Here is a 22,119-nt window from a genome sequence, read left to right as displayed (position 1 = left end):
GAGTTGACCACCGTGACGACGGCCGGCACTAACGGAGCGCCCGAGGACGCGGCGAAGGACGACCCGTTCGCATACCTCTACCGTCCGGCGGAGGGCGAGCAGGTGGCCAGCCAGCCCCGCGACTCGTACTCCCGCCCGGTCGAGGTCGGCCGCGCGCAGTACGGCCAGCGCCCCGCGCTGCCGCCGCAGCCGCCGGGCCCGGCCCGGCAGGTCACCGCCCAGATGCCGCTCCCGCAGCAGCCCCGGTACGCCGAGCACTCCCGCCCGCAGCCGGGCGAGCAGCCGCCGGCCGGGCGCAGCAAGGCCGTGGTGATCGGCGCCGTCGCGGTGGTCGCCGCGATCGCGATCGGCGCGGGCGTGGCCCTCTCGAAGGGCGACGCGAACAAGTCCCCCGACAAGGCCACCGGCAGCACCAGCGCCTCGGCCAAGCCCTCGGGGTCGGCGTCCGGTTCCTCCGGGCCGTCGGCGAGCCCCACCCCGGACACCAAGCCGATCGCGGACGCGAGCGCGCTGAAGGGCCAGAACGCCCCCTCGGGCAACAGCGTCAAGGGCGCCAAGTCGGCGGACGGCAGCTACCTGACGCTGACCGCAGGCTCCTCGGTGACCTGGACGTTCACGGCGCCGAGCGCGGGCGCGTTCAAGTTCTGGCTGCACTTCAACAACACCGGCCAGAACTTCAACGCCGCCGTCGCGGTCAACGGCAAGGACCGGGACGGCGGCATCACGGTGAAGAACTACTCCGGCGTCGGAGTCGACCCGGCCCAGGCCTGGTACAGCACCAACATATGGCCGGAGCTGCAGGCCGGGGCGAACACCATCACGGTGAGCATCCCGGCCGGGAGCGGCAACAGCATCCTGGTCGACCAGGTCGCGCTCACACCGATGAGCGTGAACGAGTACCCGAGCTGACCACCGCGGCCAGCCGGGCCACCGTCGCGGTCATCGCGTCCCGGGCCGGGGCGAGGTACTTGCGCGGGTCGGTGATGGCCTGGTCCTCGGCCAGGCGCTGACGGACCACCGGGGTGAACGCGGTGTTCAGCGCCGTACCGATGTTGACCTTGACCAGCCCGGCCGCGMGGCCGGCTGACAGTTCGTCATCGGCCACTCCTGAGCTGCCGTGCAGCACCAGCGGGACGGGCACCGCCTCGGCCAGACGGCGGATCAGGTCGTGGTCGAGCAGGGCCGTCCGGGTGGTCATCGCGTGCGAACTGCCGACCGCCACCGCGAGCGCGTCCACCCCGGTCTCGGCGACGTAGCGAGCCGCCTCGGCCGGGTCGGTCCGGGCGCCGGGGGCGTGCGGGGAGAGCGGCGGTTCGCCGTCCTTGCCGCCGACCCGGCCGAGTTCGGCCTCCAGGTGCAGGCCGTGCCGGTGTGCCCAGTCGGCGGCCTCGGCGGTGCGCTTGACGTTCTCGGCGTGCGGCAGGGCGGAGGCGTCGTACATCGCGGAGCTGAACCCGGCGGCGGCACTGGCCCGCAGCAGGTCGAAGTCCTCGACGTGGTCGAGGTGGAGCGAGACCGGCACCTTGGCGGCGGCGGCGATCTCGGCGCAGGCCCGGGCCAGCGGGAGCAGCCGCCCGCCGTGGAAGGCGACCGCGTTCTGACTGATCTGCAGCACGACCGGGCTGCCGGCGAGTTCGGCTCCGGCGGCGATCGCCTCGGCGTGCTCCAACGTGATCACGTTGAAGGCGGGCAGGCCGCGGCCGTCGGCGACGGCGGAGGCGAGCAGGTCGGCGGTACGGGCAACGGGCATGGGTGTCCCCCAGGGAGAGGTGGGCAGCGGGACGCAGAACCGCTGCTCACCTCCCCGGTAGGACGGGGGATCAGGCCGCGTGGGCCTTGGCGAGACGGTCCGCGCCGACGATCCACTCGCCGCGGCGCATCACCGCGACGAGATCGAAGGTTTCGGAGTCGAGCACGACGAGGTCGGCGTTCTTGCCGGCCTCCAGGGAGCCGATCGAGTCGGCCAGGCCGAGCAGCCGGGCCGGGACGGTGGACAGGGAGGTGACGGCCTGGTTGAGCGAGAGGCCGTTGATGGTGACGGAGCGCTTGAAGGCGACGTCCAGGGTCAGGGTGGAGCCCGCGATCGAGCCGCCCTCGACCAGCCGCGCGACGCCGTTCTCGACCCGGACCTGGAGCGGGCCGAGCGGGTAGAGCCCGTCGCCCATGCCGGCCGCGCCCATCGCGTCGGTGATCAGCGCGACCCGCTCGGCACCGGCGGTGCCGTAGGCGAGGTCGAGCACCGAGGGGTGCAGGTGCACGCCGTCGTTGATCAGCTCGACGGTGACCCGCTCGTCCTCCAGCAGGGCGACGATCGGGCCGGGCGCGCGGTGCTGGATGCCCGGCATCGCGTTGAACAGGTGGGTGGCCACGGTGGCCCCCGCCTCGACGGCCTCCAGGGTCTTGGCGTAGTCGGAGTCGGTGTGCCCGACGGCCGCGATCACCCCGAGGTCGGCGAGCATCCGGACCGACTCCAGACCACCCGTCAGCTCCGGTGCCAGGGTGAACATCTTCGCGGTGCCGCGGGCGGCGTCCACCAGCTTGCGCACCAGCACCGGGTCCGGGTCGCGGAGCAGGTCGGGGCGGTGCGCGCCGCACCGGTTGTGCGAGATGAACGGGCCCTCGAAGTGGACGCCCGCCAGCACGCCGTCCTCGACCAGCTCGGAGAGCACGGCCGCCTGGTGGCAGAGCTCGTCGATCTCCCCGGTGACGGTGGAGGCGATCGTGGTGGTGGTGCCGTGCGCCAGGTGGGTCCGGGCGACGGTGAGGGCTTCCTCGGCGATGCCGGACGCGTAACTGGCGCCGCCGCCACCGTGTACATGGAGGTCCACGAAACCGGGGACGACGGTGTAACCGGTCAGGTCGACGTCGCCGGGCTGCCGCTCGCCGCCGAGGCCCGCGATCCGCGAACCCTCGACGGCCAGCCGGCCGTTCTCGACGACGCCACCCGGCAGGACCAGTCGGGCGCCGGACAGTGCAGTGCGGTCCGCGGTCACGCGGTCACCTCCATGGAGAGCAGATCCCAGGCGAGCAGGCCCGCGCCCAGGGATGCGGCGGTGTCTCTGAGCATGGCGGGAACGACCTTCGGGGGCATCTGGAAGGTCAGCCGCTCGGAAACCGCTGCGCGCAATGGTGTGAAGAGCGTGTCACCGGCTTCGGCCAGCCCGCCGCCGATGATCACCGTCGAGGGGTCGAGCAGGCTCTGGGCCAGCACGATCCCGTCGGCGAGTGCCTCGACGGCGTTCCGCCAGACGGCCAGGGCGCGTTCGTCCCCGGCGTCGACGGCGGTGGCGCAGGCCGCCGCGTCGGCGTCCGGATCACCGCTCGCCTCGGCCCAGGCCCTGGAGACCGCGGAGGCCGAGGCCAGCGTCTCCAGGCAGCCGCGGGCGCCGCAGCCGCACTGCGGTCCGCCGGGGCGGACCACCACGTGGCCGATCTCGCCGCCGTAGCCGTGCGCGCCCGCCTCGATCGACCCACCGATGCCGATGGCCCCGGCGATGCCGGTGCCGAGCGCGATGAAGAGGAAACGGTCCACGCCCTGCCCGGCGCCGATCCGCCCCTCGGCCAGCCCGCCGGAGCGGACGTCGTGGCCGAGGGCGACCGGCAGGCCGCCGAGGCGCTCGCCGAGCAGCTTGCGCATCGGGAGGTCCCGCCAGCCGAGGTTGGCGGAGAAGACCGCGATCCCGTTCTTCTCGTCGATCGTCCCCGGCACGGCGACGCCGGCGGCGAGGGGGGCGCTGCCGAAGCGGGCGCGACCCTCGTCCGCCAGTTCGGCGGCGAAGTCGAGGATGGTGGCGACGACGGCATCGGTGCCGTTCTCCCGCCCGGTCGGTCGGCGTGCCTCGAACAGCACGGAGCCGTCCTGGGCGAGCAACGCGGCCTTCATGCCGGTTCCGCCTACATCGAGTGCGATGACGTGCTTCACGGGGGACAGTTTCCCTTGACCATGTCGGAGAGGTCTAGTCCAGTTGCGTGATTGGTCTGGTCCAGCGAGGTGAGGTTTGTCGCCTTAAGGGTGGCTTAAGGCTGTTTGGTCTTCCTTAGGCAATCTGCTTTACCTGATCGCGTACGGGGGGCGACGGTCAGGTAAGGATGATCGAACGAGTCAGTGCGCGCGGCCGGTCCGGGTCGAGACCACGGGCCTCGGCGGTGGCGACGGCGAGCTTCTGGGCCCGGATCAGGTCGGCCAGCGGGTCGGTGCCGGGCTGGTGCACCAGCATCGCGCCGGTCGCCGCGACCTGCTCGGACAGCCCGTCGGGGAGCTCGCCGAAGGCCCAGACCGCCCGGCCGGGGGCGGCGATCGCGATCGGCCCGTGCCGGTACTCCATCGCCGGGTAGGACTCGGTCCAGGCGCCGGCCGCCTCGCGCATCTTCAGCCCGGCCTCCTGGGCCAGACCGTACGTCCAGCCCCGGCCGAGGAAGGTGACCTGCTCGGCCGCGACCAGTTCGGCCGGAACCGGCCAGGCGACCGCCGCCTCGGCGTCCTCGGCTGCCTCGGCGATCCGCTTGGTGCCGGGCGGCAGGGCGCCCTCCAGCTCCAGGTGGGCCCGCAGCAGGGCGAGTGCGGTGGTGGCGAACCGGGTCTGCACCACCGATCGCTCGTCGGCGAAGTCCAGCAGGACGGTCTGCTCGGCGACCTCGAACACCGGACTGCCCGGGGTGCCGGTGAGCACGGTGCTCGGCGTCTTGAGCCGCTCCAGCAGTTCGAGCACCTCGGTGGTGGTGCCCGAGCGGCTGATCGCCAGCACCCGGTCGTAGCGCCGGCCGGCCGGGAACTCGGAGGCGGCCAGCGCGTCGGTCTCGCCGTGCCCGCCGCTCTCGCGCAGTACGGCGTAGGCCTGGGCCATGAACCAGGAGGTGCCGCAGCCGATCACCGCGACCCGCTCGCCGCGCTGCGGCAGGGCGGGCGCCGCGGCGGGCGCGAGGGCGGCGGCCTGCCGCCAGTTCTCGGGCTGGGTGGCGAGTTCCTCGGCGGTCAGTGAGGAGAAGGGCATACGGGCTCCTTCGGAAGGGCTCCGGAGTAGAATGCGTGAAGCTGTTTGATTTATAGAGGTTTCGAGCATGATTGCGCAAGACCGGCTCGCTTGATGGAACTGTGGGAAGCTGGCCCCGCCGTCGTACGGCGGCTCCGGGACTGGAAGGGACGGCATCTGCGTGTCCAGGTACGAGCGGTGGAACGCGCTGCTGGAACTGCTCGCCGAACACGGCAAGTTGGAGGTCGAGGAGGCCGCCGAGGCGCTGGGGGTGTCGGCTGCGACCATCCGTCGCGACCTGGACCAGCTGGCCCGCCAGCAGATGGTCACCCGGACCAGGGGTGGGGCGGTGGCCCACAACGTGTCATACGACCTGCCGCTGCGCTACAAGACCGCGCGCAACGCCGACGCCAAACAGCGGATCGGTGCGGCGGTGGCCGAACTGGTCGCCCCCGGCGAGGTGGTGGGCCTGAACGGTGGCACCACCACCACCGAGGTGGCCCGCGCGCTGGCGGTCCGGCCGGAGCCGGAGGGGGCCGGGCAGGGCATCACGATCGTCACCAACGCGGTCAACATCGCCAACGAGTTGACGGTCCGTCCGCAGGTGAAGATCGTGCTCACCGGCGGTGTGGCCCGACCGCAGTCGTACGAGCTGATCGGCCCGCTGGCCTCGCTGGTGCTGAACGAACTCGCCCTGGACATCACGGTGCTGGGGGTGGACGCGCTCGATGCCGAGCACGGTGCCACCGCGCACAACGAGGGTGAGGCGAGCGTCAACCGGCTGCTCGCCGACCGGGCCCGCCGGGTGGTGGTGGCGGCCGACTCGTCCAAGCTCGGACACCGCGCCTTCGCCCGGATCTGCGGTCTCGACCAGGTCTCGGTGCTGGTCACCGACACCGGCATCGGGCCCGAGCTGACCGCCGCCTTCACGGAGGCCGGCGTCCGGGTGATCGCGGTCTGAACGGCACCCGCCGTTGCACGGGGCGCAACGGCGGCGGAGATTGGGTAACTACTCCGGGTACAGGTCTGGACCACTGGCGTCTGCGCTGAGAGGGTGGCCGACGCTCCTCCTCCCCCCGAAGGTGGTCCCCCGTTGTTCAGCGCTACCCGGAAGCCCGTCCTTCCCCTGACGGCGCTCGCCGTCTCCACCGCGCTGTTGCTGAGCGGCTGTTCGAGCGTGCTCGGTTCCGGCGGTGACGTCACCCTGCGGCTGGTGGTGGCCGACTACGGCGACAGCCCGGCGAACAGCTCCAGCCTGTACTGGAAGGACCTGGTCAAGCGTTTCGAGGCGGCCAACCCGGACATCAAGGTCGAGCTCGAAGTGGTGATCTGGGACGACATCGACAAGCGGGTCGCCGAGCTGCTGAAGAGCGGCCGGACGCCGGACATGCTGCAGACCGGCGGCTACGCCGACCACGCCTCGGCAGGCCGGCTCTACCCGGTGAGCGAGGTGCTCACCATCGACGCCCAGGTCAACACGATCGACGCCTTCGCCAAGGCCGGCCAGGTGCTGGGCAGTCAGTACGGCATCCCGTTCATCGCCTCCTCGCGCGCCTTCTTCTACAACAAGGCCATCTTCGAGAAGGCGGGCATCGCCCAACCGCCCACCAGCTGGGACGAGTTGCGCAAGGACGCGAAGCTGATCAAGCAGAAGGTGCCGGGCGTGGTGCCGTACGGGCTGCCGCTCGGGCCCGAGGAGGCGCAGGCCGAGTCGCTGATGTGGACGATGAGCGGTGGCGGCGGCCTGGCCGACGACGCGGGCAACTACAGCATCGACAGCACGCCCAACCGGGCCACCTTCGAGTGGCTGCGGACCAACCTGGTCAAGGACGGCCTGACCTACGGCGACCCCGGCGCGGTGAACCGCAAGGCCGTCTTCGCGGACTTCGCGGCGGGCAAGGTCGCGATGCTCAACGGCCACCCCTCGCTGGTCCAGAAGGCGGTCGCCGCGAAGATCGACTACGGCCTCGCGCCGATCCCGCGCAAGGACCCGCAGAGCAAGGCGGCCAGCTTCGCGGTGGCCGACTGGATGATGGCCTTCAAGGCCAACGGGCACCGCGCCGAGATCAAGAAGTTCCTCTCCTTCAGCTACCAGAAGGAGAACACCCTGAAGTTCTACGAGATGTACAACATGCTGCCGGTCACCCAGGACGCCCGCGTCCAGATGACCGCCGACACCGCCCACGCCGACCTCAAGCCGTTCCTGGACGCCCTGCCGGACGCCCGCTTCTACCCGTACGCCGAGCCGTCCTGGGGGAAGGTCAGCGACCAGCTGAAGAAGGAGATCGGCGGCGCGGTGAAGGAGGGCGGCGGCGAGACGCTGGAGCGGCTCCAGAGCGTCGCCGCCGAGGCGGCCGCAGAGGCCCGCAAGTAGCTCAGCCGGTCGGGCCGAGGTCGATCGCGTACGCCTTGCGGAGGGTCTCGTGGACCGTCCAGGTGGTGCGGTCGCCCTCGGCCAGCACGGCCAGGTCGCCGGGGCCGACCTCCAGCACGGTGCCGTTCTCGAACGCGATGGTGGCCCGGCCGCTGATCACCACGAAGATCTCGTCGGCCTCGGTGTCGGTCACCACGCCCGGGGTGATCTGCCAGACGCCACGGATCCGGCGGCCGTCCGGCGACTCCCAGACCACCTTGCCGGAGACCTCCGGGGAGCCTTCGATGATCTGCGCCGGGTCCAGCGGGTCGGGTTCGAGGTCGGCGTCGGGGATGTGCAGAGCGAAACTGTTGGTCATGGCACCCGACGCTAACGCCCCCGCCGCGACGGCGGGGGCGGCACACTGTGTCGGCCTGACCGGGCAGAATGACACCCCGTAAGTGGAGGTGACCCGACCATGTCCGAGCTGACCGAACGCGAGCTGGCCGTGCTCGCCCTGGAGGGCCGCAGCTGGCGCACCACCGGGGCCAAGGAACGCGCCGTCCGGGAGGAGCTCGACCTCTCGGCCACCCGCTACTACCAGATCCTGAACCGCCTGCTGGACCGTCAGGAGGCCCTTGCGCACGCCCCGGTCCTGATCAACCGGCTGCGGCGGATCCGCGAGGTGAAGCGCACCGAACGCTGATCTTGGTCAGATGATGCACCACCAGGGGCTCGGGGAACTGCGACGCCGGCTCTTGCAAGGTGATCCGTGCGTAGGTGGTCAGGCACTTTGGCAGTGACCCCGGCGCCAGATCTCCTCGCAGTTCCCCGAGCCCCTGGATAGTGCAACCGGGCGCCCTGCACATGCTCGGAGCCGTATGGTCGAGGCATGGGTATTCCTGAGCCGCGTACGCCCGCCGGCCGGGCCGGGCTGGCCGCGTTGCTGGCCGAGCCGAGGTCGGCAGTGGTGGCGCTGGACTTCGACGGGACGTTGGCCCCGATCGTGGCGGATCCTGACCGGGCCCGGGCCCACCCCGCTGCGGTGGCCGCGCTGGAGGCGCTGGCGCCGCTGGTCGGTGCGGTGGTCGTGGTGACGGGCCGTTCGGCGGCGGTGGCCGTGGAGTACGGCGGGTTCGCCGGGCTGGAGCGGTTCACGGTGCTCGGGCAGTACGGCGCCGAGCGCTGGGAGGCCGGTGTGCTGACCTCTCCGCCGCCGCCGCCCGGGGTGGCCGCCGCCCGTGAGCGGCTCCCTGAGGTGCTGGCCGAGGCGGGTGCCCCGGCGGGGACCTGGGTCGAGGACAAGGGACGGGCGCTTGCCGTGCACACCCGCCGCACCACCGACCCGCAGGGCGCACTGGAGCAACTCCGCGCCCCGCTGGAGCAGTTGGCGGCCGCACATAGCCTGATGGTGGAGCCAGGACGGTACGTGCTGGAACTCCGGCCGCCGGGCGTCGACAAGGGCGGCGCCCTGACCGCTTTCCTCGCCGAACGCCCGTCAGGCCCGGTGCTCTACGCCGGTGACGACCTCGGCGACATCCCGGCCTACGCCGCGCTGGAGCAGCGCCGCACCGCGGGCCACCCGGCCCTGTTGGTGTGCAGCTCGGCCACCACCGGCGAGGCCCAGGTCACCGAACTGGCCGACCGGGCCGACCTGTTGGTGCCGGGCCCGGTCGGCGTGGCCGAGCTGCTCGCGGCAGTGGCCGCCGGCCTCTAGTGCCGCACTAGGCCGGCGGCGTCGCCGTGGTGGAGCGGATCACCAGCTCGGGGTCGAACAGCAACTCGCCCACCGGCACAGGTCGGTTGGCCACCAGGGCCAGCACGCTGCGCCCGACCTCCAGGGCCAGCCGGTCGGCCGGCTGCCGGACGGTGGTCAGCGGCGGGTCGGTGAACTCGGTGATCATCGTGCCGTCGTAGCCGACCACCGAGACGTCCTCGGGCACCGAGCGGCCCTGCCGCCGGACCCCGCGGATCGCGCCGAGTGCCATGAAGTCGCTGGCCGCGACGATTGCGGTGGCGCCCCGCTGGACCAGCGCCGCTGCTGCCGCCTGGCCGCCCTCGACGGTGTAGGACTGCCGGATCACCCACTGCTCGGCGTCGGCCAGGCCGCGCCGGGTCATCGCGGTCAGGAAGCCCGCCACCCGCCGGTCCGCCGGGTGGTTCCCGGCCGGCCCGGAGGCCATCCCGATCCGCCGGTGGCCGAGCCGGTAGAGGTGGTCCACCGCCAGCTCGGCGGCGAGCGCGTCGTCGGTGGAGAAGACCGGGGCCGGGTGACCGTCCTCGAACTGGCCGTTGATGCCGACGTACGGGATGCGGCGGTCCCGCAGCAGCTCGTACGTCTCGGTGTCGGCGCCCTCCAGGGTGTTGCTGGCGGAGAGGAAGACCACCGCCGCGACGCCCCGGTCGACCAGTGCGGTGACGAAGTCGCGCTCCTGGACGCCGCCGGGGAAGGCCGGGCAGAGCACCATCTTGAGCCCGTGCGGGGCGAGCGCGGACTCGATCCGCTCGGCCACGTCCGCGAAGAACGGGTTGGAGATGTGCTCGGTCACCACGGCCACCAACTGGCCGGGTGTGGAGCGTTCGTAGCCGAGTTCGGCCATCGCCTGCTCGACCGCGTCCCGGGTCTTCTTGGCGACCCCCTGCCGTCGGTTGATCACCCGGCTGACGGTCGCCTCGCTGACCCCCGCTCGAGCCGCGAGTTCGGTGATCCCGACCTTCATGCCGTCCCTTCCAAGCTGGTGAGAGTGGCCAGACCCGAGCGCGGCACCGGCAGGCTGTGCAGGCCGGGCGGCAGCGTGAGCCGACTCCGCTCGATGATACGGCCGGTGGGGCCGTGGACCGTGAGTCCGGCCGAAGCGCCCGGCGCGGCCACCTCCAGAACCAGCCGGTCCACCGCCGATCCGTTCACCAGGACCAGCTCCTGAAACCGGGTCAGCGCGACCGGTACCACCTGCTCGCCGTGCACGCTGACCAGCAGGGTCCCGTCGCCGGAGGCCCGCACCACGGGGTACAGCTCGTCCGGGCGGCCAGGCTCGACCTCGCCGTCCAGCAGGGTCCCGCGCAGCCGCCGCCACTGCCCGAGCCAGAAGGCCACCGCGGCGAGGTGCTCCTCGGGCAGCCGGGACAGCCGGACGGAGACCTGCGGTACGGCGTGCAGGGCGCCGATCAACTGCCGGGCGGCGCTGTGCGCCGGGGCCTCCGGGGGCCAGAGCAGCATGTCGGAGTGGACCGCGCCGCCGACCGCCAGGAACGCGGTGTCGAGGGTGCGGACCCGGTTGGCGGTGGAGTCGGCCGGGCAGTCGAAGGAGCGCAGCAGGTTCCCGTAGGGCGCCATGCCGGGCCCGACGTACGGCTGGCGCAGCTCCAGCAGCAGCCCGGGGCGGATCGGTTCCAGCTCGGCCCGCAGCTCGGCGAGCAGCACGGTCATCGCCCGGCCGACGTCCGGGCCGCCGTCCCCGGCGTGCACCATGGCCTCGTCGAGGAAGTCCAGCTTGAGCCCGTCCACCCCGAACTCCCGTACCAGGGAGGCGCAGAGCTCGATCACGTGCTGCCGGACCTCGGGCAGGCGCGGGTCCAGCACGTACGCTCCCGGCACGGTGGCCGGGACGCTCGGGGCCCACCGGCGGTACGCCTCGGAGTGCGGGCCGACCAGCAGTGGGGCGGTCCAGAGCAGGTAGTGCAGACCCTCGTCGCGGACCCGGCCGACGTGCGCGGCGAGGTCGGGGAACTTGGCCGGGTCGGGGCGCCAGTCGCCGCAGCCGGCGTAGCCCCGGCCGTGGCCGCCGAGCTGCCAGCCGTCGTCCAGGATCAGGGTGCCGAAGCCGAGCTGGGCGGCCAGCGCGGCCTCCTGCTCGACCGATTCGGCGTCCACCTGCTGGTTGAAGGCGTACCAGGTCGAGTAGACCGGGGTGCGGGCGCCTTCGGGGACGGGCATCGCGTCGACACCGGCGGCGTACCAGGCGCGCAGGGCCCGCATGGCGGTGGCCACGGTGGGCGAGCGGGGCACGAAGAGCAGCCGGTGCGGGTCGGCGGACGGTGGCAGCCGGAGCTGGACGACGTAGCTGTCGGTCTCCTCCGAGACGCCGAACCGGAGTTCGGCCTCGGGTACCGGGTCGGCTGCCGCGAAGGTCAGCAGGGTGGCCCCCGCGTGGTCGAACAGGCAGCCGGTGGCCAGCGCGTCCACCAGCGAGACCCTGGCCCGGCCCTCCCAGTCGGCCGGCAGCGTGCGCCGCCAGCCGCCCTGTGGGTGCCAGTACCCGGCGGCGTCGCCGAGCGGGACGGTCAGCCGGATCTCGACCGGTCCGTCACCCGCCTCGACGGCCACCAGGCGGATGCCGGACGGGAGTTCGGTGCTGGACCAGTGGCCGCCCGGTACGGCGATCGAGACCTGGTCGAGCAGTGGCTCGTAGGTGGCGGGGGCCAACTCGGCGGTGGTGACCGCTTCCTGATCGGTACTCATTCCTTCACCGCCCCGGCGAGCAGCCCGGACACGAAGTGCCGCTGGAGGGCGAGGAAGAGCGCGGCCATCGGCAGCGCGGCGATCGCGGTACCGGCCATGATCGCGCCGTAGTCGGTGTCGTCGACGCCCTGCAGCGAGGCGAGCGCGACCGGGATGGTCAGGGAGGATTCGGAACGGAGCACGATCAGAGGCCAGATGAATTCGTTCCACTGGAACAGGAAGAGGAAGATGGCGAGCGCGGCCAGCGCGGGCCGCATCGGCGGCAGCGCGACCCGGAGGAACAGCTGCAGTTCGCCGCAGCCGTCCACCCGCCCCGAGTCGAGCAGTTCGTCCGGCAGTGCGGCCATCGACTGCCGCATCAGGAAGATCCCGAACGGGAGCGCCAGGTTGGGCAGCAGCACCGCCTGGTAGGTGTCCAGCCACTGGAGTTCGGCCATCAGCCGGAACAGCGGGACCAGGGTGACCTGGGCCGGGATCACCAGCCCGAGCATCAGCAGCCCGAACAGTGGCTCCCGGCCCCGGAAGCGGAACTTGGCGAAGCCGTACCCGGCCAGCGTGCAGATCGTCCCGGCGAGCAGGGTGTAGACAGTGGCGATGCCGAGCGAGTTGAGCACCACCCGGCCGAAAGCCGCGTTCTCCTGAAGGCTGTTCAGGTTGTCCAGCAGGTGCCCGCCGGGAAGCAGCGGCGGCGGCGTGCGGAAGATCTCCTGCGAGCTGTGCGTGCTGGCGATCACCAGCCAGTAGAACGGAACCAGGACGGCGGCCAGCGTGATGGCCAGCGACCAGGTCAGGGTGAGGCTGCGGAGCTTCACGACTTCCCTCCGAGCACCTTGAACTGGAGCAGGCCGAGTGCCCCGATCAGCAGGGCCAGCGCGTAGGCGATGGCCGAGGCGTAGCCGAAGTCGAAGTACTTGAAGGCGTTCTGGTAGAGGTACATACCGATCGTCAGGGTCGCGTTGTCGGGCCCGCCGCCGGTCAGCACGTAGGGCTCGTCGAAGAGTTGCAGGGTGCCGATGGTGGAGAGCACGGTGGTCAGCAGCAGCGCGGGCCGCAGCCCGGGCAGCGTGACGTGCCGGAAGGCACGCCACGCCCCGGCGCCGTCCACCGCCGCCGCGTCGTACAGCTCGGTGGGGACGGTCTGCAGCCGGGCCAGCAGGATCACCGCGTTGTAGCCGGTGTAGTGCCAGGTGAGCGCCAGGCCGAGGGAGACCTTGGCCAGCAGCGGGTCGGTCAGCCACGGGATGTCGCTGCCGACCAGCCAGTTGACCAGCCCGTACTGCTGGTTGAGCAGCACCGAGAAGACGATCCCGTACGCCACCAGGCCGGTGATCATCGGCAGGAAGAAGCCCAGCCGGAAGAGCGAACGTCCCTTCAGCAGAGTGGAGTTGAAGGCGACCGCGAGGCCGGTGGCGAGCGCCAGCATCAGTGGGACCTGGACGACCAGGATCACCGCGCTGTTGCCGAGGGCGGTCCAGAACAGCGAGTCGTCCAGCAGCCGGGCGTAGTTGTCGAGGCCGGCGAAGGTCTCCACTCCGCCCGACTGCTTGTAGAGGCTGAGCCGGAACGAGGCGAGGATCGGGTAGAGCTTGAAGGCGGCGAACAGCAGCACCGCCGGGAGCACGAACAGGTAAGGAATGGAGCGACGGGTCATCGCACGACCTTGCGCCCGGTCTGCTGGGCCAGTTGGTCGGCAGCCTGCTTCAGCACCTCGGCCGGGTCGGCGCCCTTGAGCAGCACCTTGGTCTGGGCGTCGGTGACCACCTTGAGCGCGCGGGCGTAGTCGGCCGAGTAGTTGAAGGCGGGGGAGGGGGCCTTCAGCGCGGCGAGGAAGATCTCGCCCTTCTTCTGGCCGCTGAAGAACGCCGACGGCTCGTGGAAGACCGAGTCCTCGTACGCGGCCATCAGGGCCGGGGCGATGCCCTTGCCCCGGTAGATCGCCACCTGCGAGGACGGCTTGGTGAGCACGTACTCGATGAAGGTCCAGGCGGCGGCCTGCTGCTTGCTGGACCCGGCTATCGCCAGGTGGGTGGAGTTGACGGTGGCGGCGGTGGCACCGCCCCGGCGGACGGCCGGGGGCAGCCGGACCTTCCACTTGCCGGCCTCCTGCGGGACCAGGCCCTCGATGATGCCGCCGAACCAGGTCGGCCAGGGCAGCACGGCGGCGGTGCCCTGCTTGATCGAGTTCTCCAGCGCGCTCCAGCCGCCGGACAGGTCGCTGACCAGGCCGGCGTCGTTCATCTTCTTGATCAGGGTGAGCGCGGTGACCGCCTCGGGGGAGTCCAGCGTGATCGCGCCGTCCAGGTCGAAGAAGAACTTGCCCTGGAGCTGGAGCAGCAGCTGGAAGAAGTTGGCCGCGTCGGGCTGCGAGGCGGGCTTGTCGATGCCGAGCAGGTGGGCGCCGGTGGCGGCCTTGAGCTTCTTGCCCGCCTCGATCACCTCGTCCCAGGTCTGCAGCGACTCGACGTCCACCCCGGCCTTCTCGAAGAGGTCGGCGCGGTAGTAGAAGCCACCCGAGTTCGCCTCCCAGGGCAGGGCGTTGACGCGGCCCTTGGGGGCGACGGTCTGCCACAGGCCCTGTGCGAAGGCGTCCTTGTGCTTGGTCGCGCCGAGCGGGCCGAGGTCGGCCAGGCCGTTCGGGAACTTCTCCACGTAGCCCGGCAGGTAGTCCACCCCGATGTGCAGCACGTCGGCGAGGCCGCTGCCGCCGGCCGCCATGCCGGTGGTGATCTTGTCCCAGATCGCCGGGTTGCCGATGTCCTCCACGGTGACCTTGATGTCCGGGTACGTCTTGTTGAACTCCGGGAGCAGCGCCTTGAGCTGCGCGGCCGGGCCCTGCCAGCTCCAGACCGTGATCTCGCCCTTGCGGGCGTCCCCGGCGCCACCGCCGTCGGTGCTGTTTCCGGTGCCCGAACAGGCGGCGAGCCCGGCACCCACGGTCAGGGCGCCGCCGAGTCTGAGGAGTCCACGTCGGTCGAGGGAGGTCATCGTGGTGCCTTTCGAGGGTGGGATGTGACGGCTGGACGCTAGCAACGAGTGGACCGGCTTGCAATGGATCGATGAAAACTTTCTTCGAGATCGTGCAGGAACGGAAGAATCCTTGCTCCAGCTCATTGAAAGGGGGCCCCGTGCGCTGTTAGCGTCGCTGCTCCCTCAACGGAGAGACCTGGAGACCCTGATGCGACGCGCCAGACTGCCGCTGCTCACCGCTCTCGCACTGCTGTTACCGCTCGTCCCGCAGACCCTGGCGGTGGCCAGTGCCGCCCCCGCCGCTGCCAAGGTGCCGACGGTGCTCAACCCCGGGTTCGAACTGGGCACCAGGGGTTGGGAGTTCACCTCCGGAACGGGCGTCGCCTCCAACTACCCGCACGGCGGCGCCAAGTTGGCCTACCTGGACGGCGGCCCCGGCTTCCGGGTCAGCCAGACGCTGACCGCCCCGACCGCCGGCCGGTACGACATCTCGGCCTGGATCGCCACCGGCGGCCCGAACGGCCGGTTCGTGGTCCGAGTGAACGGCGTCGAGGCCGGAGCGGTCACCGTGCCGAAGCGGTACGAGTACTCCCGGCACACCGTCAGCCGGGTCTCGGTGGCCAGGGGTGACAGGCTGGAGATCGCGTTCGAGTCCGGCGACGGCTGGCTCAACGTGGACGACGTGATGATCTCCCCGGCGGCGCCGGCCGACCCCCGGATCAGCTCCTCCGACCCGGAGATCGTCGCGATGTTCGACTGGGCCAAGCGGAAGGCCAACAGCTGGGTGCTGCTGGCGGGTTCGACCGGCCCGCTGAACGTCGACGAGAACAATCGCTCCGGCACCGGCACCGCCACCTACGGCCCGTCCTACTGGGCCGGTTACGCCAACCGCAGCGGCTACTACTCCCGGGACATGGCGCACCAGGTGGTCGGCGCCCAGGTGCTCGGCCTGACCACCGAGAACCGCAGCATGCTGCACTCCTTCGCGGCCTCCGCGACCGAGGCGCACAAGTACTACCCGGTCTGGGCCCAGAACTTCGACACCGGCACCTACCTGAGCATCGACTACCGCAACCCCGACCTCTTCGTCCGCGAGGTGCCGGCCCCGTTCGAGCTGGTGGAGAAGGCGGCCCAGGCGTACCGCTGGAGCGGTGACCCGGCGTACGTCGAGGACCAGGTGTTCTGGGACTTCTACCGGCACACCACCAAGGAGTTCGTCGCGCTGCACAACGCGGCCAAGGGCAACGGCGGGGTGCAGGTCGCCGAGGGCACCGGCCGGGGCATCTTCTCCGGCACCGCCAGCTACAACGAGCAGGGTGACGAGAAGCTCGCCGAGGCCGGCGACGGCATCGCGGCCCAGTACCAGGCCTACCTGGCGGTGGCCTCGCTGGCCAGGGCCAAGGGCGACACCGCGCTGGCCGCCGAGGCGGAGCAGCAGGCGGCGGCGCTCAAGCAGTACTTCAACTCGGAGTGGAGCGGTACCGGTTCGGGCGCCGACATGGTCCGGGCGTACTCGCTCGACGGCACCGCGTTCAAGGGCTGGGGCCTGGAGAACAGCTGGTTCATGCCGATGAAGCAGCTCATCGAGGCCGGGCCGCGCAACGAGGCCTACCTGGACTACATCGACCACCAGGCCTCCGGTGGCCACGGCCCGTCCAACATCGAGGCGTTCACCTACCTGCCGGACACCTTCTTCGCCAACAACCGCAACGACACCGCCTGGAAGTGGATGCAGTACGTCTACGACCGGCGCGACGTCCAGCACGTGAACGCCTCGCAGGGACCGAACGGCGACTACCCCGAGGTCTCCTTCACGCTGGTCGGCCAGACCGTCTCCGGCCTGCTCGGCCTCGACCCGGACGCCCCCAACCGGCGGCTGACCACCCAGTCCCGGCTGCCCGCCGGGATGGACTGGCTCCAGGTCGACGACATCCCGGTCGGCAAGGACACCGTCAGCCTGCGGCACGACGGCGCCACCAGCTCCACGCTGACCAACCACTCGACGGCCCGCGCCTACACCTGGGAGGCGCGCTTCGTCGGCAGCCACCCGACCCTGACGGTGAACGGGGCCGCCAAGCCCGCGCTGACCAAGGTCGAGCACGGCGTCACCTACAGCTACCTCGAGATCAAGGTGACGCCGGGTCAGGCCGTCCAGGTCGGCGTGGCCGGCTGAGCCGGCCGTTCCGGGGTGCGGAGGTTGTGGTGACACCGCACCCCGGAACGCGAGGTCCGAATCCCGCCGGACCGGACCGCCCGGTTCGACAATGCTCTTGCACATGAACCGACTTGAAGGACATGTGGCCCTGGTGACCGGCGGCAGCAGGGGGATCGGCGCGGCCGTGGCGCTCCGGCTGGCCGAGGAGGGCGCCGACGTGGCGCTGACGTACGAGCAGAACACCGAGCGGGCCGAGGACGTCGTGCGGCAGGTCAAGGAGCTCGGCCGCCGAGCGCTCGCGATCCGGGCCGACAGCGCGGACCCGGCGGCCGTCCGGGCCGCCGTGGACCAGACGGCCGCCACTTTCGGGCGGCTGGACATCCTGGTCAACAACGCGGCGGTGTTCCCGATGGGACCGCTGGAGGAGCTCGAACTCGACCTGCTGGACCGCACCTTGGCGGTGAACGTGCGGGCACCCATGGTGGCCGCGCAGGCGGCGCTGGCGCACATGACCGGCGGCGGCCGGATCATCGGCATCGGCAGCAACGTGGCCGAGCGGGTGGTGTTCCCCGGCCTCGCCCTGTACGCGGCCAGCAAGACCGCCCAGGTCGGCATGGTCAAGGGGCTGGCCCGGGAGCTCGGCCCCCGGGGCATCACCGTCAACCTGGTCCACCCCGGGCCGACGGACACCGAGGCCAACCCGGCCGAGGGCCCGTTCGCGGAGACGGTGAACGGCTTCACGGCGCTGGGCCGTTACGCCGAGCCGCACGAGATCGCGGCCACCGTGGCGTACCTGGCCGGGCCTGACGGCCGGTACGTCACGGGGGCCGCGATCAGCGTGGACGGCGGGTTCGCCGCCTGATCCGCCTGCTCCTACGGCGGTGGTTCCCGGGCTACTCGCGGAGCGCCGTGAGCTGGTCCAGGAACCACTGCTGCGGCGGCAGCGCGGTCGAGGCGGCGGCCAACCGCTTGGTGCGGTCGGCCCGTTCGGCCGCCGGCATGGTGAGCGCCCGGTGCAGCGCCTCGGCGGTCTCGATCACGTCGTACGGGTTCACCGTGATGGCGTCCTCGCCGAGTTCGTCGTACGCGCCCGCCTCCCGGGAGAGCACCAGGGCGCACCCGGCGTCGGAGACCACCGGGACCTCCTTGGCGACGAGGTTCATCCCGTCCCGGATCGGGTTGACCAGCGCCACGTCGGCCAGCCGGTACGCGGCCAGCGAGCGCGGGAAGTCGTCGTTCACGTGCAGGATCAGCGGCTGCCAGGCGGGGGTGCCGAACTCGTCGTTGATCTCCTGGGCGATCCGCTGCACGGCGGCGGTGTACTCCCGGTACTCCGGCAGGTCGTGCCGGGACGGGTAGGCGAACGCGATGTGCACCACCCGGTCCAGCCACTCCGGGCGGGACCGCAGCAGGTGCCGGTAGGCCAACAGGCCGCGGACGATGTTCTTGCTCAGCTCGGTCCGGTCCACCCGGACGATCGTGCTGCGTGGCCCGACGGCTTCCTTGAGGGTCGCCAACCGGCTGTCCACGTCCGGCTGGTGGGACCGCTCACGGAGGAAGTCGGCGTCCGCACCGAGACCGTGCACGCCCAGCCGGGTGGTCCGGCCGGCGTGCGTGACGGTGAGCGCGGCCCGGTCCACGGTGGCGCCGAGCACCGCCTCGCAGCAGTCCGCGAAGGCCAGCGCCCAACGGCGGGTCAGGAACGCGGCGCGGTCCGCGCCGAGGATGCCGGTCAGCACGTCGGCGGCCACGTCGTCCGGCAGCATCCGGTAGTACTCGGGCGGGGCCCACGGGGTGTGCGAGAAGTGACCGATCTTCAAGTCCGGTCGCAGCTGCCGGAGTTGGTCCGGGGCGAGGGAGAGGTGGTAGTCCTGGATCAGCACCGCCGCACCCGGTGCGGCCTCGGCGGCCAGCGCCTCGGCGAAGGCGGTGTTGTACGTCCGGTAGGAGTCCCACTCGCGCCGGAACCGGTCGTCGAAGACCGGCGCCACCGGGGTCTCGTACAGCAGGTGATGGACGAACCAGAGGGTGGAGTTGGCCACGCCGTTGTAGGCGCGGGCGAAGGTGCCTGGGTCGATGTCCAGCATCCGGACGGCCTGGCCGCCGACCTCGAAGCCGCCGAGGTCAAGCCGGCCGTCGGGGGAGCGGCGGGCCGCGGTCCGGTCGGCCTCCGAGAGGGCGGCGCACACCCAGACGGCGGACGGGTCGTCGATCGCGGAGAGGCCCGAGACCAGGCCTCCGCCGCCTCTGCGCAGGGTCAGCGAGCCGTCGTCCTCGGCGGTGAAGGACACCGGCCCCCGGTTGGAGGCCACCAGGATGGGGGCGGCCCCGGTCAGATTCGAACGTTCGGTCGCGAGATCGGCCATGACACCAACCTTGCCTCGCACCCGGGGACCCAAACCACTCGAGCTGTGTCACAGGGGCTCGGCATCTACGGTCCAGGGGCTCAGGGAACTGCGAGGAGATCTGGCGTGCGGGTCACTGCGAAAGCGACTGACCATCTACATGCGGATCACCTTGCACGAGGTCGGCGTCGCAGTTCCCCGAGCCCCTGTCTTCCGGGCCGTGTGCCTCAACGGAGCCGGTACTCCGGGAGGGTGATCATCGGGGGGCGTTCGAGAGCGCCGACCGGGTGGGTGTGGGCGGTGAACTCGCGGGTGGCGGGGTCGCGGGTGAACTGGGTGAGCAGGGGATGGACCAGGTCGGGGGTGGTCTTGAGCCGGTGGGTGCGGTCCAGCCGCTCCAGGGCGGTGCGGTAGATGGTGGCCGCCATCCGGCCGAGCGCCTGGCCGTCCTGGTGCCGGTGGTGCCTGACCCCGACGTCGACCTGGGCCAGCGCGTCCAGGCCGACCCGGTCGAGCGCGTCCACCAGCAGGCCCAGCTCGACGCCGTACCCGGTGGGGAACGGCAGCTGCTCCAGCAGTGACCGCCGGGCGGCGTACTCGCCACCCAACGGTTGGACGAATCCGGCCAGTTGGGGCCAGTGCAGGTTCAGCAGCGGCCGCGCCACCAGCTCGGTGACCCGCCCGCCGCCGGCCGGGACCACCGCGCCGTCGGTCTCCAGCGGGCGGTCGTACATCGCCTTCACCAGCTGGATGCCCGGATCGGTCAGCAGCGGTCCGACGATGCCGGAGACGAAGGCCGGGTCGAACTCCCGCAGGTCCGCGTCGATGAAGCAGACGATCTCGCCGGAGGTGACCAGCAGCGAGCGCCAGAGCACCTCGCCCTTGCCCGGGGCGGCGGGCAGCCGGGCCAGTACGTCGTCCCGGTGCACCACTCGGGCGCCGGCCGCCGCCGCGACCGAGGCGGTGCCGTCGACCGAGCCGGAGTCGACCACCACGATCTCGTCCACCAGCGGCAGCCGCTCCATCAGCTCCCGCCGGATCACCCGGACGATCTCGCCGACCGTGGACTCCTCGTCGAGCGCGGGCAGCACCACGCTGACCGTCCCGGCCGCTCCGGCGGCCCGTTTGGCGGCGAGCAGGTCGGCCGGGGGCCGGTCGGCCGTCGTCCAGGAGCGCCGGTGCAGCCAGTCGGCCACCTCCGGCAGCAGCTCCTCGGGCGGATCGGCCGGGGTCGGCTGGTCGGGCACGTCTGGTCTCCTCGGTTCGGACTCTGGGGTCGGGCTTCTCGGGACGGCGCATCTCGCGACTCGGACGGGCGGTTCCCCGCCCGGCGCCTTCGGATACAGTCTTCGTACTGCGGTCAGACCTTCGCACGTCGGGGTCGGCCGGAGAGCAGGACCACAACTTCACAGAGCTCATCCAGAGGGACTGAGGGAACGGCCCGTCGAAGTCCCGGCAACCTTCTCGTACGGCCGACCAGCAGTGGTCATCCGGCGGGACAGGTGCCAATTCCGTCCTGTGGCGCGCCCGCGTCATGGGGAAGATGAGGAGAGAGGCCTCCGCCATCATGGCTACCGCTGTTTCTGCCGCCCCGACCGTCGACCTCGGCCCCGCTGCCGCCCTGTCCTGTCGCGAGTGTGGCACCCGATTCCCGCTCGGTCCGAGCTTCGCCTGCGTCGAGTGCTTCGGCCCGCTGGAGATCGCGTACGACTTCGGCTCCGAGTCCGCCGAGGAGCTGCGCAAGCGGATCGAGGCCGGTCCCGCCTCGATCTGGCGCTATGCGCCGCTGCTGCCGGTCCCGGCCGACGTGGCGGGCAAGCCGAACCTGAACCCGGGCTGGACCCCGCTGGTGAAGGCCGACAACCTGGGTCGCGAGCTCGGCTTCACCGCCCAGCTGCACGTCAAGGACGACTCGGGCAACCCGACCCACTCCTTCAAGGACCGGGTGGTCGCCTGCGCCATCGAGGCGGCGCGTGCCTTCAACTTCACCACCCTGTCGTGCTCTTCCACCGGCAACCTGGCCGGCGCCGTCGGTGCCGCCGCGGCCCGGGCCGGTTTCAAGTCCTGCGTCTTCATCCCGCACGACCTGGAGCAGGGCAAGGTCGTGATGGCCGGTGTCTACGGTGGCGAGCTGGTCGGCATCGAGGGCAACTACGACGACGTGAACCGGTTCTGCTCCGAGCTGATCGGCGACCCGGCCGGCGAGGGCTGGGGCTTCGTCAACGTCAACCTCCGGCCGTACTACGGCGAGGGCTCGAAGACCCTGGCGTACGAGATCTGCGAGCAGCTCGGCTGGCGGCTGCCGGAGCAGCTGGTGATCCCGATCGCCTCGGGCTCCCAGCTCACCAAGATCGACAAGGGTCTGCAGGAGCTGATCAAGCTCGGACTGGTCGAGGACCGCCCGTACCGGATCTTCGGCGCCCAGGCCGAGGGCTGCTCCCCGGTCTCCGCCGCCTTCAAGGCGGGCCACGACGTGATCCGTCCGGTCAAGCCGAACACCATCGCCAAGTCGCTGGCGATCGGCAACCCGGCCGACGGCCCGTACGTGCTGGACATCGCCCGCCGCACCGGCGGTGCGGTCGAGGACGTGACGGACGCTCAGGTGGTCGAGGCGATCAAGCTGCTGGCCAGGACCGAGGGCATCTTCGCCGAGACCGCCGGCGGAGTGACCATCGGCGTGCTGAAGAAGCTGGTCGAGACCGGTCAGCTGGACCCGTCCAAGGAGACCGTCGCGATCAACACCGGTGACGGCCTGAAGACCCTGGACGCCGTCGCCGACGCGGGCCTGACCGCCACCATCCGGCCGACCCTGGACTCGTTCCGGGCCGCCGGTCTCGCCTCCGCCTGATCCCCCCTCACCTCCCCGCTAG

General features: G+C 71.4%; 20 protein-coding genes and 1 riboswitch. Of the genes, 8 read left to right on the top strand and 12 right to left on the bottom strand.

The window, feature by feature from the left end; translation table 11 throughout:
• Nucleotides 1–3: 3 nt before the first annotated feature.
• The gene (locus ACXJMZ_RS14495; RefSeq protein WP_457030433.1) at nt 4–909 is read left to right on the top strand and encodes a hypothetical protein; all 906 of its coding nucleotides are present in this window, start codon (nt 4–6) and stop codon (nt 907–909) included.
• Here ACXJMZ_RS14495 and ACXJMZ_RS14490 read toward each other — a convergent pair.
• From ACXJMZ_RS14490 to ACXJMZ_RS14475, 4 genes are all read right to left on the bottom strand, one after another.
• On the bottom strand, nt 875–1,750 hold the full coding sequence (locus ACXJMZ_RS14490) for a class II fructose-bisphosphate aldolase (protein WP_457030432.1): 876 nt from the start codon (nt 1,748–1,750) through the stop codon (nt 875–877). The genes ACXJMZ_RS14495 and ACXJMZ_RS14490 overlap by 35 nt on opposite strands.
• 70 nt (nt 1,751–1,820) lie before the next feature.
• Nucleotides 1,821–2,993, bottom strand: a complete 1,173-nt coding sequence (gene nagA, locus ACXJMZ_RS14485) for an N-acetylglucosamine-6-phosphate deacetylase (RefSeq protein ID WP_457030431.1) — start codon at nt 2,991–2,993, stop codon at nt 1,821–1,823.
• Nucleotides 2,990–3,922: an ROK family protein gene (locus ACXJMZ_RS14480; protein WP_457030430.1), complete on the bottom strand. Its 933-nt coding sequence runs from the start codon at nt 3,920–3,922 to the stop codon at nt 2,990–2,992. Before ACXJMZ_RS14480 ends, nagA begins: the two co-directional genes overlap by 4 nt.
• A 157-nt stretch (nt 3,923–4,079) precedes the next feature.
• Nucleotides 4,080–4,991: an SIS domain-containing protein gene (locus ACXJMZ_RS14475; RefSeq protein ID WP_457030429.1), complete on the bottom strand. Its 912-nt coding sequence runs from the start codon at nt 4,989–4,991 to the stop codon at nt 4,080–4,082.
• A 160-nt stretch (nt 4,992–5,151) separates the two neighbouring features.
• On the opposite strand from ACXJMZ_RS14475, the gene ACXJMZ_RS14470 reads away from it, so the two are divergent.
• Both ACXJMZ_RS14470 and ACXJMZ_RS14465 read left to right on the top strand, forming a co-directional pair.
• Nucleotides 5,152–5,931, top strand: coding sequence for a DeoR/GlpR family DNA-binding transcription regulator (locus ACXJMZ_RS14470; RefSeq protein WP_457030428.1), 780 nt, complete (start codon nt 5,152–5,154; stop codon nt 5,929–5,931).
• A 132-nt stretch (nt 5,932–6,063) separates the two neighbouring features.
• On the top strand, nt 6,064–7,344 hold the full coding sequence (locus ACXJMZ_RS14465; protein ID WP_457030427.1) for an extracellular solute-binding protein: 1,281 nt from the start codon (nt 6,064–6,066) through the stop codon (nt 7,342–7,344).
• Between the two features lies 1 nt (nt 7,345).
• Here the strand turns inward: ACXJMZ_RS14465 and ACXJMZ_RS14460 are convergent, their stop codons facing one another.
• Nucleotides 7,346–7,702, bottom strand: coding sequence for a cupin domain-containing protein (locus tag ACXJMZ_RS14460; protein WP_457030426.1), 357 nt, complete (start codon nt 7,700–7,702; stop codon nt 7,346–7,348).
• A gap of 99 nt (nt 7,703–7,801) precedes the next feature.
• Here ACXJMZ_RS14460 and ACXJMZ_RS14455 point away from each other — a divergent pair, with 99 nt between their 5' ends.
• Nucleotides 7,802–8,029, top strand: coding sequence for a DUF3263 domain-containing protein (locus ACXJMZ_RS14455; protein ID WP_457030425.1), 228 nt, complete (start codon nt 7,802–7,804; stop codon nt 8,027–8,029).
• A gap of 186 nt (nt 8,030–8,215) precedes the next feature.
• Nucleotides 8,216–9,040 (top strand): trehalose-phosphatase, encoded by an 825-nt coding sequence (gene otsB / locus ACXJMZ_RS14450; RefSeq protein WP_457030424.1) that lies wholly within the window; start codon nt 8,216–8,218, stop codon nt 9,038–9,040.
• Between the two features lie 7 nt (nt 9,041–9,047).
• Here the strand turns inward: otsB and ACXJMZ_RS14445 are convergent, their stop codons facing one another.
• From ACXJMZ_RS14445 to ACXJMZ_RS14425, 5 genes are read right to left on the bottom strand one after another with little or no spacing between them, the layout of a single operon-like run.
• The gene (locus tag ACXJMZ_RS14445) at nt 9,048–10,043 is read right to left on the bottom strand and encodes a LacI family DNA-binding transcriptional regulator (protein WP_457030423.1); all 996 of its coding nucleotides are present in this window, start codon (nt 10,041–10,043) and stop codon (nt 9,048–9,050) included.
• Nucleotides 10,040–11,782 (bottom strand): glycoside hydrolase family 36 protein, encoded by a 1,743-nt coding sequence (locus ACXJMZ_RS14440; protein WP_457030422.1) that lies wholly within the window; start codon nt 11,780–11,782, stop codon nt 10,040–10,042. The genes ACXJMZ_RS14445 and ACXJMZ_RS14440 overlap by 4 nt, the downstream gene beginning before the upstream one ends.
• Complete coding sequence (locus ACXJMZ_RS14435; RefSeq protein WP_457030421.1) at nt 11,779–12,594, bottom strand: carbohydrate ABC transporter permease; 816 nt, start codon at nt 12,592–12,594, stop codon at nt 11,779–11,781. The genes ACXJMZ_RS14440 and ACXJMZ_RS14435 overlap by 4 nt, the downstream gene beginning before the upstream one ends.
• Nucleotides 12,591–13,433 carry a carbohydrate ABC transporter permease gene (locus ACXJMZ_RS14430; protein WP_457030420.1) on the bottom strand — a complete coding sequence of 281 codons (843 nt, stop codon included), beginning with the start codon at nt 13,431–13,433 and terminating at the stop codon, nt 12,591–12,593. The genes ACXJMZ_RS14435 and ACXJMZ_RS14430 overlap by 4 nt, the downstream gene beginning before the upstream one ends.
• Entirely contained in the window at nt 13,430–14,767 is a 1,338-nt protein-coding gene (locus tag ACXJMZ_RS14425; RefSeq protein ID WP_457030419.1) for an ABC transporter substrate-binding protein, read from the bottom strand. Before ACXJMZ_RS14425 ends, ACXJMZ_RS14430 begins: the two co-directional genes overlap by 4 nt.
• A 190-nt stretch (nt 14,768–14,957) precedes the next feature.
• On the opposite strand from ACXJMZ_RS14425, the gene ACXJMZ_RS14420 reads away from it, so the two are divergent.
• Nucleotides 14,958–16,922 carry a hypothetical protein gene (locus ACXJMZ_RS14420; protein ID WP_457030418.1) on the top strand — a complete coding sequence of 655 codons (1,965 nt, stop codon included), beginning with the start codon at nt 14,958–14,960 and terminating at the stop codon, nt 16,920–16,922.
• A 103-nt stretch (nt 16,923–17,025) separates the two neighbouring features.
• Complete coding sequence (locus ACXJMZ_RS14415) at nt 17,026–17,766, top strand: SDR family NAD(P)-dependent oxidoreductase (RefSeq protein ID WP_457030417.1); 741 nt, start codon at nt 17,026–17,028, stop codon at nt 17,764–17,766.
• Nucleotides 17,767–17,797: 31 nt separating this feature from the next.
• Here ACXJMZ_RS14415 and ACXJMZ_RS14410 read toward each other — a convergent pair whose 3' ends face one another.
• On the bottom strand, nt 17,798–19,270 hold the full coding sequence (locus tag ACXJMZ_RS14410; protein WP_457030416.1) for an alpha,alpha-trehalose-phosphate synthase (UDP-forming): 1,473 nt from the start codon (nt 19,268–19,270) through the stop codon (nt 17,798–17,800).
• A gap of 206 nt (nt 19,271–19,476) precedes the next feature.
• Complete coding sequence (locus tag ACXJMZ_RS14405) at nt 19,477–20,457, bottom strand: glucosyl-3-phosphoglycerate synthase (RefSeq protein WP_457030492.1); 981 nt, start codon at nt 20,455–20,457, stop codon at nt 19,477–19,479.
• A 204-nt stretch (nt 20,458–20,661) separates the two neighbouring features.
• A riboswitch (SAM riboswitch) is annotated at nt 20,662–20,799 on the top strand.
• A 17-nt stretch (nt 20,800–20,816) separates the two neighbouring features.
• Between ACXJMZ_RS14405 and thrC the strand changes: the two genes are divergently transcribed.
• Nucleotides 20,817–22,097, top strand: a complete 1,281-nt coding sequence (gene thrC, locus ACXJMZ_RS14400; RefSeq protein ID WP_457030415.1) for a threonine synthase — start codon at nt 20,817–20,819, stop codon at nt 22,095–22,097.
• The last annotated feature ends 22 nt before the right edge of the window (nt 22,098–22,119 follow it).

This window comes from Kitasatospora sp. P5_F3 (genome assembly GCF_054049135.1).
Note: the sequence above shows the minus strand (reverse complement) of the source record. Positions and strands in the feature narration are given on the sequence as shown.

Bases quoted from the DNA above. Each gene is read 5' to 3' on its own strand.
- ACXJMZ_RS14475 (WP_457030429.1), bottom strand. From the start codon at position 4,991: ATGCCCTTCTCCTCACTGACCGCCGAGGAACTCGCCACCCAGCCCGAG.
- ACXJMZ_RS14460 (WP_457030426.1), bottom strand. From the start codon at position 7,702: ATGACCAACAGTTTCGCTCTGCACATCCCCGACGCCGACCTCGAACCC.
- ACXJMZ_RS14455 (WP_457030425.1), top strand. From the start codon at position 7,802: ATGTCCGAGCTGACCGAACGCGAGCTGGCCGTGCTCGCCCTGGAGGGC.
- otsB (WP_457030424.1), top strand. From the start codon at position 8,216: ATGGGTATTCCTGAGCCGCGTACGCCCGCCGGCCGGGCCGGGCTGGCC.
- ACXJMZ_RS14445 (WP_457030423.1), bottom strand. From the start codon at position 10,043: ATGAAGGTCGGGATCACCGAACTCGCGGCTCGAGCGGGGGTCAGCGAG.
- ACXJMZ_RS14440 (WP_457030422.1), bottom strand. From the start codon at position 11,782: ATGAGTACCGATCAGGAAGCGGTCACCACCGCCGAGTTGGCCCCCGCC.
- ACXJMZ_RS14430 (WP_457030420.1), bottom strand. From the start codon at position 13,433: ATGACCCGTCGCTCCATTCCTTACCTGTTCGTGCTCCCGGCGGTGCTG.
- ACXJMZ_RS14425 (WP_457030419.1), bottom strand. From the start codon at position 14,767: ATGACCTCCCTCGACCGACGTGGACTCCTCAGACTCGGCGGCGCCCTG.
- ACXJMZ_RS14420 (WP_457030418.1), top strand. From the start codon at position 14,958: ATGCGACGCGCCAGACTGCCGCTGCTCACCGCTCTCGCACTGCTGTTA.
- ACXJMZ_RS14415 (WP_457030417.1), top strand. From the start codon at position 17,026: ATGAACCGACTTGAAGGACATGTGGCCCTGGTGACCGGCGGCAGCAGG.
- ACXJMZ_RS14410 (WP_457030416.1), bottom strand. From the start codon at position 19,270: ATGGCCGATCTCGCGACCGAACGTTCGAATCTGACCGGGGCCGCCCCC.
- thrC (WP_457030415.1), top strand. From the start codon at position 20,817: ATGGCTACCGCTGTTTCTGCCGCCCCGACCGTCGACCTCGGCCCCGCT.